At 69.5% G+C, this 11,480-nt stretch carries 12 protein-coding genes; 3 read left to right on the top strand and 9 right to left on the bottom strand.

What is annotated here, in order from left to right; all coding sequences use genetic code 11:
* Window positions 1-36 precede the first annotated feature (36 nt).
* Together EHS43_RS24820 and EHS43_RS24815 are read right to left on the bottom strand one after the other, a co-directional pair.
* Window positions 37-270, bottom strand: a complete 234-nt coding sequence (locus EHS43_RS24820; RefSeq protein WP_125192973.1) for a DUF397 domain-containing protein — start codon at window positions 268-270, stop codon at window positions 37-39.
* Window positions 267-1,094 carry a helix-turn-helix transcriptional regulator gene (locus EHS43_RS24815; protein ID WP_125192972.1) on the bottom strand — a complete coding sequence of 276 codons (828 nt, stop codon included), beginning with the start codon at window positions 1,092-1,094 and terminating at the stop codon, window positions 267-269. The genes EHS43_RS24820 and EHS43_RS24815 overlap by 4 nt, the downstream gene beginning before the upstream one ends.
* 113 nt (window positions 1,095-1,207) lie before the next feature.
* Between EHS43_RS24815 and EHS43_RS24810 the strand changes: the two genes are divergently transcribed.
* Complete coding sequence (locus EHS43_RS24810; protein WP_125192971.1) at window positions 1,208-1,615, top strand: ATP-binding protein; 408 nt, start codon at window positions 1,208-1,210, stop codon at window positions 1,613-1,615.
* A 9-nt stretch (window positions 1,616-1,624) separates the two neighbouring features.
* Here EHS43_RS24810 and argS read toward each other — a convergent pair whose 3' ends face one another.
* Window positions 1,625-3,382: an arginine--tRNA ligase gene (argS, locus tag EHS43_RS24805; protein ID WP_125192970.1), complete on the bottom strand. Its 1,758-nt coding sequence runs from the start codon at window positions 3,380-3,382 to the stop codon at window positions 1,625-1,627.
* A gap of 141 nt (window positions 3,383-3,523) precedes the next feature.
* On the opposite strand from argS, the gene lysS reads away from it, so the two are divergent.
* Window positions 3,524-5,269 carry a lysine--tRNA ligase gene (gene lysS, locus EHS43_RS24800; protein WP_125192969.1) on the top strand — a complete coding sequence of 582 codons (1,746 nt, stop codon included), beginning with the start codon at window positions 3,524-3,526 and terminating at the stop codon, window positions 5,267-5,269.
* Window positions 5,270-5,328: 59 nt separating this feature from the next.
* Here the strand turns inward: lysS and EHS43_RS24795 are convergent, their stop codons facing one another.
* The 3 genes from EHS43_RS24795 to EHS43_RS24785 form a co-directional block, all read right to left on the bottom strand.
* Window positions 5,329-6,588, bottom strand: coding sequence for a DUF2637 domain-containing protein (locus EHS43_RS24795; protein WP_185806388.1), 1,260 nt, complete (start codon window positions 6,586-6,588; stop codon window positions 5,329-5,331).
* Window positions 6,589-6,692: 104 nt separating this feature from the next.
* Window positions 6,693-7,595, bottom strand: a complete 903-nt coding sequence (locus tag EHS43_RS24790) for a DUF3558 domain-containing protein (RefSeq protein ID WP_185806387.1) — start codon at window positions 7,593-7,595, stop codon at window positions 6,693-6,695.
* A 118-nt stretch (window positions 7,596-7,713) separates the two neighbouring features.
* Window positions 7,714-8,532 (bottom strand): DUF3558 domain-containing protein, encoded by an 819-nt coding sequence (locus EHS43_RS24785; RefSeq protein WP_125192966.1) that lies wholly within the window; start codon window positions 8,530-8,532, stop codon window positions 7,714-7,716.
* Window positions 8,533-8,737: 205 nt separating this feature from the next.
* Between EHS43_RS24785 and EHS43_RS24780 the strand changes: the two genes are divergently transcribed.
* On the top strand, window positions 8,738-9,931 hold the full coding sequence (locus tag EHS43_RS24780; protein ID WP_125192965.1) for an RtcB family protein: 1,194 nt from the start codon (window positions 8,738-8,740) through the stop codon (window positions 9,929-9,931).
* A gap of 7 nt (window positions 9,932-9,938) precedes the next feature.
* On the opposite strand, the gene EHS43_RS48035 is transcribed toward EHS43_RS24780, so the two are convergent.
* From EHS43_RS48035 to EHS43_RS24770, 3 genes are all read right to left on the bottom strand, one after another.
* Window positions 9,939-10,064, bottom strand: a complete 126-nt coding sequence (locus tag EHS43_RS48035) for a hypothetical protein (RefSeq protein WP_260470693.1) — start codon at window positions 10,062-10,064, stop codon at window positions 9,939-9,941.
* Window positions 10,061-10,837: an SDR family NAD(P)-dependent oxidoreductase gene (locus EHS43_RS24775; protein ID WP_125192964.1), complete on the bottom strand. Its 777-nt coding sequence runs from the start codon at window positions 10,835-10,837 to the stop codon at window positions 10,061-10,063. Before EHS43_RS24775 ends, EHS43_RS48035 begins: the two co-directional genes overlap by 4 nt.
* 160 nt (window positions 10,838-10,997) lie before the next feature.
* Window positions 10,998-11,333, bottom strand: coding sequence for a YnfA family protein (locus tag EHS43_RS24770; protein ID WP_125192963.1), 336 nt, complete (start codon window positions 11,331-11,333; stop codon window positions 10,998-11,000).
* Window positions 11,334-11,480 lie beyond the last annotated feature (147 nt).

Below are 11,480 nucleotides of genomic sequence, written 5' to 3'. Positions count from 1 at the left end.
CTGTAGGGGCCGCCACTGACAACGGCCTCCGGCGCGCTACTTGAGGGCGGTGGTGAAGGCGGTCCAGGTGGTGGGGGCTACCTGGAGGGTGGGCTCGGGGTTCTTGGAGTCGCGGATGTGGATGGTGTGGGGGCAGGTGGCGATCTCGACGCACTGGCCGCCCTCGCTGCTGCTGTGGCTCGACTTGCGCCAGGTGACGGCGACTTCGAGACACGCGCCGCCTTCGCTGCTGCTGTAGGTCGACTTGAACCACTGAAGTGCGGTGCTCATAGCTCTCCCAGCAGACGGTCCAGCAGGCTTCTGGAGTCCTCGATGGTGAGGGCCTGCGTCCGCAGCATCGCATATTTGCGCGCAAGGATGGACACGTCGTCTGCGTTGGACACCCACTGGCTGCCGCGTTGGGACTCGGTGTAGGCGAGGTGCTGATGGTCGGGTGTTTCGAGGAGGATGAACGGTCCCGCGTCCCCCGCGTGCGAAGTGCGCTTCAGCGGCAGGATCTGCAAGGACACACAGGGGAGTTCGGAGCATTCGCGCAGGAAGCGCAACTGGTCCAGGTGCGTCTCGCGGCCGCCCGTCGGCATGAGGAGCGCGGGCTCCCAGACAACGAAGCTCAGCGTCGGCGGGACCTTGCGGTGCAGGATCTCCCGGCGACCGACGCGGGCTGAGACCTTCGTCTCCAACTCGTCGGCGTCGTACGCCGGAACACGTCCGCCCAGCAACGCGCGCGCGTACGGCTCGGTCTGGAGCAGCCCCGGTACCACCAGGGCGTCGTACCAGGACAGGGCGATGGCCTCGCGCTCGTGCTCGACGTACAGCTCGGCCCACATCGGGAACTGGTCGATGTCCGGCAGGTTGGCCACCCCCGCCGCCAACATCCCCTTCGTCTCCAGGACTTCGTCCAGCGCCGCGGCCAGGTCCGGTTTCAGCGTCCGTCTGCCCTGCTCGATCGACGCGATGGTCTCCTCGTCGACGCGGACCAGACCGGCGAGGGCGATCTGGGTGTGGCCCGCGGCGCGGCGCGCGGTGCCGAGCTGTCTGCCCAGCATCTTCATGGACGTGAGGTTCTTCGGCCTTGGCGTCTTCCTGGCGCTCATGAAGGACTCCATCCCCCTGGGCTCGCGTACGTCACCCGGTCCGAACCCGTACAAAAAATCTGTACGGGTTCACCGAGTGATCCACGCTAGTCACTCTCCGCAACCCTCGTCCCGTGAACGAGACGACCCACCTGCCCCTCCTGCGCGAGCGGTTCTTCCGCCGTGAACGCCGGTCCGCGCAGGCCGCACGCCGTTTCACCGCCCAGGCCCTGGCCGGCTGGGGTCTCGCGGAGACCTCACGGGCGGACGACGTACTGCTCTGCGTGAGCGAACTGGTGACGAACGCCCTGCTGCACGGCGTACCGCCAGGACGCCAACTGCGGCTGCTCCTGCGGTACGACGAGAGCACCCTGGTCGTCGAGGTGCACGACAGCGGGGGCGGTGTCCCGCACGTCGTGCGGGACGGGGACGAGGGCGGCCGGGGGCTGCTGCTGGTGGCCGCCCTCAGTGACAGGTGGGGGGTGCGGGAGCGGAGGCCGGGGAAGGCGGTGTGGTGCGAGTTCGCGCGCGCCGAGCCCTGACCTCCCCTGTCACAGGCGCTCGGGCGTCCTGATGCCCAGCAGGGCCATGCCCTGGTGCAGGGTGCGGGCGGTCAGGTCGCACAGGAGCAGGCGGTTCTCCACCTGGGCCTGGGTGTCGGCCTTGAGGACCGGGCACTTGTCGTAGAACGACGTGTACAGGGACGCCAGCTGGTACAGGTACGCGGCGAGCTTGTGCGGGGCGTACTCCGCGGCCGCCTCGAACACCGTGCTGCCGAACGAGTCCAGGTGCAGGCCCAACGCCCGCTCGGCGTCGGCCAGTTCGAGCTCCGGGTGGGCGGACGGCCGGACCTCTCCCGCCTTGCGCAGGATCGACTGGATACGGGCGTACGCGTACTGGAGGTAGACCGACGTGTCGCCGTTCAGCGAGACCATCTGGTCCAGGTCGAACTTGTAGTCCCGGCTGGGGGACGTGGACAGGTCGGCGTACTTCACCGCGCCGATGCCCACCTGCGCGGCCCGCTCCTGGATCTCGGCCTCGGTGAGGTCCTTCGCCTTCTCCCGTACGACCTCGGCGGCCCGCTGCACCGCCTCGTCCAGCAGGTCCTCCAGCTTGACCGTCTCGCCCTCACGCGTCTTGAAGGGCTTGCCGTCCGCGCCGAGGACCGTGCCGTAGCCCATGTTGTGCGCGGTGACCTCGTCGGTCAGCCAGCCGGCGCGGCGGGCCGCCTCGAAGACCATCTTGAAGTGGAGGGACTGGCGGACGTCGACGACGTAGAGGAGCGAGGTCGCGTGCAGGTCGGTGACCCGGTTCCTGATCGCCGTCAGGTCGCTGGCCGCGTACCCGAAGCCGCCGTCCGCCTTCTGCACGATCAGCGGGACCGGCTGGTCGTCCTTGCCCCGGATCTCGTCGAAGAACACGACAAGCGCGCCCTCGGAGCGGACCGCGACGCCCATCTCCTCCAGGAGCCGGGCGGTCTCGGGCATGCCCTCGTTGTACGCCGACTCGCCGACGATCTCGTCGTCGCGGATCTCCATGTCCAGCTTCTCGAAGACCGAGTAGAAGTAGACCTTCGACTCGTCCACGAACTGCTGCCAGAGGTCGAGCGTCTCCTTGTCGCCGGACTGGAGGGCGACGACCCGCTTCCGGGCCCGCTCCTTGAACTCCTCGTCCGCGTCGAAGACCGCGCGCGACGCCTTGTACACCCGGTTCAGGTTCGACATGGCCTGCTCGCCGTCGACCTCCGAGGCCGGGGCCAGCTCGCCGGGGTGCTCCATCAGGTACTGGATGAGCATGCCGAACTGCGTGCCCCAGTCGCCGATGTGGTGCCGGCCGATCGTCTTCTCGCCGGTGAAGTCCAGCATCGCGCGCAGCGCGTCGCCGATCACCGCGGACCGCAGGTGGCCGACGTGCATCTCCTTGGCCACGTTCGGCTGGGCGTAGTCGACGACCGTGACGCCCGGGTCGGCGGCGAGCGGCACGCCCAGGCGGCCGGTCTCGTCGGCGTACCGCGCGGCGAGGTTCTCGGTGATCGCCCGGTCGGTGATCGTGATGTTCAGGAAGCCGGGGCCCGAGACCTCGACGTCCTTGATCACGTCACCCGTGACCAGCCGGGAGACCACCTGGGTCGCCAGGTCCCGGGGGTTGGCCTTGGCCTTCTTGGCGAGCGCCAGGATGCCGTTCGCCTGGAAGTCGGCCCGGTCGCTGCGTCGCAGCAGGGGGTCCGCGGAGGTCTCCGGCAGGGTGGCGGAGATCGCGGAGCCGAGCTGCTGGTTGACGGAGTCGCTGAGGGACGTGACCGGGGCCATGGAAGTGGGTGCCGTTCTCCTCGGGGGATCAGATAGACACGGTCAGTATCCCACGGGGGGTAAAGCGGTTTTCTCCGGCGCGGGGCCGTCTGGGAGAATGGGGCGTCCATCAAGCCTTCAGCAACACCAGCAAAAGAGGACGTGCCGATCGTGGGTCAGAGCGCTGAGACCACCGACTGGGTCTCCCGTTTCGCGGATGAGGTCATCGAGGAGTCGGAGCGTCGGGCCCCGGGCAAACCGGTCGTCGTCGCCTCCGGGCTGTCCCCCTCCGGACCGATCCACCTCGGGAACCTGCGCGAGGTCATGACCCCGCACCTCGTCGCCGACGAGATCCGGCGCCGGGGCCACCAGGTTCGCCACCTGATCTCCTGGGACGACTACGACCGGTACCGCAAGGTGCCCGCCGGTGTCCCGGGCGTCGACGACTCGTGGGCCGAGCACATCGGCAAGCCGCTGACCTCCGTGCCCGCCCCGAACGGGTCGGCGTTCCCGAACTGGGCCGAGCACTTCAAGGCCGCCATGGTCGAGGCGCTCGCCGAACTCGGAGTCGAGTTCGACGGGATCAGCCAGACCGCGCAGTACACCTCCGGCGTCTACCGCGAGCAGATCCTGCACGCCATGGCGCACCGCGGGGACATCGACGCGATCCTCGACCAGTACCGCACCAAGAAGGCCCCGGCCGCCGCGAAGAAGCAGCAGAAGCCGCTCGACGAGGCCGAGGTGGAGGCCGCCGAGGGGTCCGGCGCGGCCGCCGAGGACGACGGCTCCTCCGGCTCCGCCGGGTACTTCCCGTACAAGCCCTACTGCGGCAACTGCGAGAAGGACCTCACCACCGTCACCTCCTACGACGACGCCACCACCGAGCTGTCGTACACCTGCACCGCCTGCGGCTTCTCCGAGACGGTCCGGCTGAACGAGTTCAACCGCGGCAAGCTCGTCTGGAAGGTCGACTGGCCGATGCGGTGGGCCTACGAGGGAGTCGTCTTCGAGCCCAGCGGCGTCGACCACTCCTCGCCCGGGTCCTCCTTCCAGGTCGGCGGGCAGATCGTCGGGATCTTCGGGGGGAAGCAGCCGATCGGGCCCATGTACGCCTTCGTCGGGATCTCCGGGATGGCGAAGATGTCGTCGTCGAAGGGCGGTGTGCCCACGCCCGGCGACGCGCTGAAGATCATGGAGCCGCAGATCCTGCGCTGGCTCTACGCCCGCCGCAGGCCCAACCAGTCCTTCAAGATCGCCTTCGACCAGGAGATCCAGCGGCTCTACGACGAGTGGGACAAGCTGGACGCCAAGGTCGCCGACGGGAGCGCGCTGCCCGCCGACATCGCCGCGCACTCCCGTGCCGTGCGCACGGCCGGCGGTGAGCTGCCCCGGACCGCGCGCGTGCTGCCGTACCGCACACTCGCCTCCGTCGCCGACATCACCGCCGGACACGAGGACCAGGCGCTGCGGATCCTCAGCGAACTGGACCCCGACAACCCGCTCTCGGCGCTGGACGAGGCCCGGCCCCGGTACGACAAGGCCGAAGCCTGGATCAACACCCAGGTCCCCGCCGACCAGCGGACCATCGTGCGCGACGAACCCGACGCCGAACTGCTGAAGTCCCTCGACGAGGCCTCCCAGCAGTCACTGCGGCTGCTCCTCGACGGACTGGCCTCGCACTGGTCTCTCGACGGGCTCACCCACCTCGTGTACGGCGTGCCCAAGGTGCAGGCCGGGTTCTCCGCGGACGCCACGCCCAAGGAGCTGCCGGCCGAGATCAAGACCGCCCAGCGGACCTTCTTCGCCCTGCTCTACCGGCTGCTGGTCTCCCGGGACACCGGGCCCCGGCTGCCCACGCTGCTGCTGGCCGTCGGACAGGAGCGGGTCCGGGCGCTGCTCGGGGAGTGACGAACGGTAAGGAGAAGGGGCCCTCCGGTGCGGAGGGCCCCTTCTCGTGTCCGGGTGGCTCAGGCGATGTGGTCTTCCTGGAGCTCCGCCGTGTGGCGGTTCGTGAAGCGGTTGACCATCCGCTCGGCGTCGCGCTGCGAGAGCACGACGCCGTACGTCGCCTCCACGTCGCCCCTGAGCTGGCCGGGGGAGGGGTAGCTGCCGTCTATCGACTTCTTGAAGACCAGGTAGAAGTCCTCCTCCGTCGGTTCGGGGGTGCCGCCGCCCTCGCCCAGCTCGCGGGTGCGGCCGGTGCTCACGGGGATGGGGAAGCTGCCGGTCTCCTCCATCGAGGGCTCCTGCGCAGGCTCCTCGTACTGGATCTGCTGAAGCTCGTACTGCTCGGCTTCCAACTGCTCCTCGTACCAGCTGTTGTACTGCTCCGCGGGGTCGTAGTCGGGGTTGTAGCCGCCCTGGTACTCGACCTGCTTGGGGGTCTCGAACCACGGGCTCTGGTCGGGTTCGAGTTCGGGCTCCGGCTCGGGCCGGGCGGCAGCCTGCTGCGGGACGGGAGCCGCCACGGCGGGGCGGACGTCCGCGGCCACGGCAGGGGCGGCCGCGGGGAGCTGGGCGGGCTCCGGAGCCGGAGGCAGCAGCACAGGCTCGATGCCCGCCGCCGCCAGACCCGCCGGCGCCGTCTCCGCCAGCGGAACCCCGTACCTCGCCAGACGCAGCGGCATCAGGGACTCCACCGGGGCCTTGCGGCGCCAGGCCCGGCCGAAACGGGAGTGCAGGCGCGCACGATAGACGAGACGCTCCTGCTCCAGCTTGATGACCTGCTCGTAGGAGCGCAGCTCCCACAGCTTCATCCGGCGCCACAGCAGGAACGTCGGAATCGGGGAGAGCAGCCAGCGGGTGAGGCGGACCCCCTCCATGTGCTTGTCCGCCGTGATGTCCGCGATCCGGCCGATCGCGTGCCGGGCCGCCTCCACCGACACCACGAACAGGATCGGGATCACCGCGTGCATCCCCACACCCAGCGGATCCGGCCAGGCCGCCGCGCCGTTGAAGGCGATCGTCGCGGCCGTCAGCAGCCACGCCGTCTGCCGCAGCAGCGGGAACGGGATGCGGATCCACGTCAGAAGCAGATCCAGGGCCAGCAGGACACAGATACCCGCGTCGATGCCGATCGGGAGCACATAACTGAAGTTCCCGAAGCCCTTCTGGACGGCGAGTTCACGGACGGCCGCGTACGACCCCGCGAAACCGATGCCGGCGATGATCACGGCGCCGAACACGACCACGCCGATGAGCACGCGGTGCATTCGAGTCAGCTGCATGGGCGCGGACACCCGTACTCCCCTCCCGTTACGTGTTGTTGCGCGCAACAGAGTGGCACATATGTGCTGCGCACGGATGGCCGGTACAGGCCCTCGGTGCTACGTCAGCCCGACTTCGCGGCCGACTTGGACGGAGATGCCGACTTCGACGCCGACTTGGACGCGGACGCAGAGGGGGACGCGGACTTCGACGGGGCCTTGGACGCCGAGCCGGACGGGGCCGGACTCGCCGCACCCTCGCCGTTCGCCGCCGCGACCGCGGTCACCGCCTCCTTGGTCGCCCGCTCCGCCAGCTTCACCAGGGAGTCCGCACTGGGCGCCTTGTCACCGGCCAGGCCCGCGCCGTTGTAGTCGACGGTGACGACGACGTTCTCCACGCGCGAGACGACCGTCTGCTGCTTGAACGCGCCTTCCTTCTTCTTCAGGTCGTAGCGCACCAGCGTCGCCGCGTCCCCCGTCCCCGACACCGGCTGCGACTTGGTGTTCTTCGCGCCCGCCACCGACTGGGCGTCCTGGATCTGCTGCTCGTAGTACTTCGCCGCCTGCGCCTCACCCGTACCGCGCGAGGTGTCCGACTCGAACCGCAGCAGCGACACGTTCAACCAGCGGAACTGGGAACCCTTCACCCCGTTGTTGTCGAGGCTGCTCCAGGAGCAACTGCCGCGCGTACCCGCCTCGGAGGTGCCCTTCTTGCCGGACTTCGACGCCTCCGGCACCAACGACTTCAGGGTCTTCGAGGACAGCACCGCGCACGACTCCGGAAGCGACTTGTACGCCGCCGCCTGCACGGTGGGCGCCGCGCTCGCGGAGGCCGACACCGTCGCACCGGCGCCTGCGGCCTTGTCGCCACCGCTGCCGGAGCCGGAGTCGCCGGAGTCGGAGGAGCAGCCGGCGGCGATCAGCATCACCGGGACTGCGGCCGCGCAGACAAGGACGCGGTGAAGACGCTTCTCTCGCTGAACACCCTGGTCACGCTCTGCTCGTCGCTGCATGGTTCCTTCACTCATGACGCTTGTGGTTCCTGCCGTCGGAACGGGTCCGAGGGGCCACGGTACGCGGTGAGGATGCCGTGCGGTCCAGCATCGAAGGCTTTGTGCGCACGGGTGAGAGGTGTGTGCAGAGCCCTCAGCCGGACAGCGACCCGGCCAGCTGCGCGGCCAGTTTCCGGGCGTTGTCCTGCATTTCCTTGCTGTCCGGAGTGACGCCGATCGTCGTCGGCTGCTCCTCGTACTCGATGGTCACGATCACGTTGGACGTGCGGAACGCCACAGTCACCTTGCGCTGCTGGGCCGTCGAACCCGAGTTGCTCGACGCGTCGTCCAGGAACGCCTCGTCACCCAGATCGTCCAGCAGGCGGGGCTGGAGATCTGACGGGGTGGCGGAGGCCGAGGCCGAACCGCTCGGACTCACGGAACCGCTCGGGCCGGCCGTCGGGGAGGCGGTGGCGGCGGCGGTACCGCTCTCCTCCACGTCCGAGGTGGCGGACGTCGCCGCCACCGGCAGATCCGCCTTCTCCTCGGCCTGCGCGAAGAGTTGCTGCGCCTGGCTGTCGTCGCTGACCGCGTTGTCGTACGACACCACCCGCTCGAAGTCGACCGACAGGTACTCGGTGGCGTCCGTGGCCTCCACCTTCCAACGGCAGCCGACCTTGCGGTCCGTGTCGTAGGTGAGGGTCGCGTCGCCCTCGTAGGCCTTCGCGCGCTGCTTCTCGTCGGTGATCTGCTGGATGCCGGGCAGGAGCGCGTCCAGGGTGCTCTGGGCGACCACGCCGCACGGCTCGGGGAGCGTGCGGTACTTGCCGGGCTGGGCGGCGGCGGAGGCGGTGCCGGTGTCGCCCGGGTTGGCGCCGTCCGTCGTGCCGTCGTCGCCGGAGCTGCCGGTGCAGCCGGCCAGCAGCGCCGCGAGGAGGGCGGCGACGCCGGGTACAAAGGCCTTCCGCTGCACGGTGGGGCTCCTCTCGGAATGTCTCCGACTCGTGGGGATCTCAGTGTCCCCGCAGGTTATTCGCTTGCCGCACGGGGGCGTCCCCAGCAGACAATGTGTATCGCACGCACTGCCGTGAACGCCGGTCCGTCATCCCATACGTCGACCTTGGCGCCGGTTTTGCGTTTAGAGACTTCTGTTGGTTTTGCGGGGGAATGAGGACGATATGTCGTACGTGGAGATGCCGGGCGCGAAGGTCCCGATCCGCATGTGGGCCGACCCGGCGACCGTCGAGGACGGGGCCCTGCAGCAGCTGCGCAACGTCGCGACCCTGCCGTGGATCAAGGGGCTGGCCGTCATGCCGGACGTCCACTACGGCAAGGGTGCGACGGTCGGGTCGGTCATCGCGATGCAGGGTGCGGTGTGCCCGGCGGCGGTGGGCGTGGACATCGGCTGCGGAATGTCGGCGGTGAAGACGTCCCTGACGGCGAACGACCTTCCCGGTGACCTGTCCCGGCTGCGGTCGAGGATCGAGCAGGCGATTCCGGTGGGACGGGGAATGCACGACAGCCCCGTCGACCCGGGCCGCTTCCACGGGCTGGCGACCGGGGGGTGGGACGACTTCTGGAGGCGGTTCGACGGGGTTGCGGAGGCGGTCAAATTCCGTCACGAGCGGGCCGGAAAGCAGATGGGAACGCTCGGATCCGGCAACCACTTTGTCGAGGTCTGCACGGACACGACCGGTTCTGTCTGGCTGATGCTGCACTCCGGTTCCCGCAACATCGGCAAGGAACTGGCCGAGTTCCACATCGGCGTGGCCCAGAAGCTGCCGCACAACCAGGGACTGGTCGACCGCGACCTGGCCGTCTTCATCGCGCGGACACCGCAGATGGAGGCGTACCGCAACGACCTGTTCTGGGCGCAGGAGTACGCCAGGTACAACCGCACCATCATGATGGCGCTGCTCAAGGACGTGGTCAGCAAGGAGTTCAAGAAGGCCAGGCCGACCTTCGAGCCGGAGATCAGCGCACACCACAACTACGTGGCCGAGGAGCGCTACGACGGGATGGACCTGCTCGTGACCCGCAAGGGCGCGATCCGGGCCGGTTCCGGCGAGTACGGCATCATCCCGGGCTCCATGGGGACGGGGTCGTACATCGTGAAGGGCCTCGGCAACGAGAAGGCCTTCAACTCGGCCTCGCACGGCGCGGGTCGGCGCATGAGCCGCAACGCGGCCAAGCGGCGCTTCTCCACCGGGGACCTGGAGGAGCAGACACGGGGCGTGGAGTGCCGCAAGGACTCCGGCGTGGTGGACGAGATCCCGGCTGCCTACAAGTCGATCGACCAGGTCATCGACCAGCAGCGGGACCTGGTGGAGGTCGTGGCGAAGCTGAAGCAGGTCGTGTGCGTGAAGGGGTGAGCCGCGCTCACTTCGGAGCGTGGGTCACCGCGTAGATCATGACGAACGCCACGATGTGGATGCCGAAGAGGAAGTAGGCGAGCCACCACCACATGTGGCGTTCGTCGTGGGGGTCCTTCTGGTCCCGGGTCACAGGTCTCGGTGCACCTTTGTGTTGGAGGCCTGGGCGCGGGGGCGCAGGACCAGGAGGTCGACGTTGACGTGGCTGGGGCGGGTGACCGCCCAGGTGATGGTGTCGGCGACGTCGTCGGCGGTGAGGGGTTCCGCCACGCCCCGGTAGACCTTCTCCGCCTTGTCGCGGTCGCCGCCGAAGCGGGTCAGGGCGAACTCGTCGGTCTTGACCATGCCGGGCGCGATCTCGATCACGCGGACGGGGCGGCCGACGATCTCCAGGCGCAGGGTCTCGGCGAGGACGTGGGCGCCGTGCTTGGCGGCGACATAGCCGCCACCGCCCTCGTAGGTGCCGTGTCCCGCGGTCGAGGAGACGACGACGATCGTGCCGTCGCCGCTCGCGTCGAGCTTGGGCAGCAGGGCCTGGGTGAGGTTCAGGGTGCCGATGACGTTGGTCTCGTACATCGTGCGCCAGTCGGCGGGGTCACCGGTGGCGACGGGGTCGGCGCCGAGGGCTCCGCCGGCGTTGTTGACGAGGACGCCGACCGTCTTGAAGGCCGTGGCGAACTCGTCGACGGCCGCGCGGTCTGTCACGTCCAGCGGGTAGGCCGTCGCCTGGTGGCCGGCCGCGTTGATCTCCTCCGCGAGCGCCTCGATGCGGTCCTTGCGGCGGGCCGTCAGCACGACCCGGTAGCCGGCCGCGGCGAGCTGCCGTGCGGTCGCCGCGCCGATTCCGCTGCTCGCCCCGGTGACGACGGCGATCCGGGACGCGGGGGACGGGGCGGCGGATGCCATGGGCTGCTCCTCGGGCGGGCGCGGGTTCGGACTCCCGCCAGAATAGGTCGGCCGTGGTCCGGGGCTCCGGGCGGTCCGGATCGCGGGCCGGTGCGACGCCGGAGGGTGGTCTCTTTGTGTGGGCCCACGGTTCGCCGGGGCGCTCACCGCGTACGGTCGCTCAGTCGCCGCGCGGGGCGTACATGATCACCGCCATGCCGGCGAGGCAGATCAGGGCGCCCGAGATGTCCCAGCGGTCGGGGCGGTAGCCGTCGGCCGCCATGCCCCACAGGATCGAGCCGGCCACGAAGATGCCGCCGTACGCGGCGAGGATGCGGCCGAAGTGGGCGTCGGGCTGGAAGGTGGCGACGAAGCCGTAGGCACCCAGGGCGAGGACGCCGCCCGCGGTCCACATCCAGCCGCGGTGCTCCCGTACGCCCTGCCAGACCAGCCAGGCGCCGCCGATCTCGAAGAGGGCGGCCACGGTGAACAGGGCGGCGGAGCGGGCTACGAGCATGGGGCCAGCTTGGCATGCCGGGCCGGTGTCACCTGATGGAGGGCGCCTGCCGCTCGCCGTACGTGGGATACATCCCTGCGACCGCGGCGGGTTCGGGCGGCTGGAGCGAGGAGTGGGTGGCATGCGGGTGCTGGCGGTGTGGGGTGC

Source organism: Streptomyces sp. RP5T (assembly GCF_003933965.1).
GTDB lineage: Bacteria > Actinomycetota > Actinomycetes > Streptomycetales > Streptomycetaceae > Streptomyces.
The sequence above is the reverse complement of the archived record's forward strand: the minus strand, read 5'-3'. Positions and strand labels throughout refer to the sequence as shown.

Coding starts and splice junctions, on each gene's coding strand:
- EHS43_RS24790 (WP_185806387.1), bottom strand. CDS start 7,595: ATGAGTGAAGGAACCATGCAGCGACGAGCAGAGCGTGACCAGGGTGTT.
- EHS43_RS24780 (WP_125192965.1), top strand. CDS start 8,738: ATGTCGTACGTGGAGATGCCGGGCGCGAAGGTCCCGATCCGCATGTGG.
- EHS43_RS24775 (WP_125192964.1), bottom strand. CDS start 10,837: ATGGCATCCGCCGCCCCGTCCCCCGCGTCCCGGATCGCCGTCGTCACC.
- EHS43_RS24815 (WP_125192972.1), bottom strand. CDS start 1,094: ATGAGCGCCAGGAAGACGCCAAGGCCGAAGAACCTCACGTCCATGAAG.
- EHS43_RS24770 (WP_125192963.1), bottom strand. CDS start 11,333: ATGCTCGTAGCCCGCTCCGCCGCCCTGTTCACCGTGGCCGCCCTCTTC.
- EHS43_RS24820 (WP_125192973.1), bottom strand. CDS start 270: ATGAGCACCGCACTTCAGTGGTTCAAGTCGACCTACAGCAGCAGCGAA.
- argS (WP_125192970.1), bottom strand. CDS start 3,382: ATGGCCCCGGTCACGTCCCTCAGCGACTCCGTCAACCAGCAGCTCGGC.
- EHS43_RS24795 (WP_185806388.1), bottom strand. CDS start 6,588: ATGCAGCTGACTCGAATGCACCGCGTGCTCATCGGCGTGGTCGTGTTC.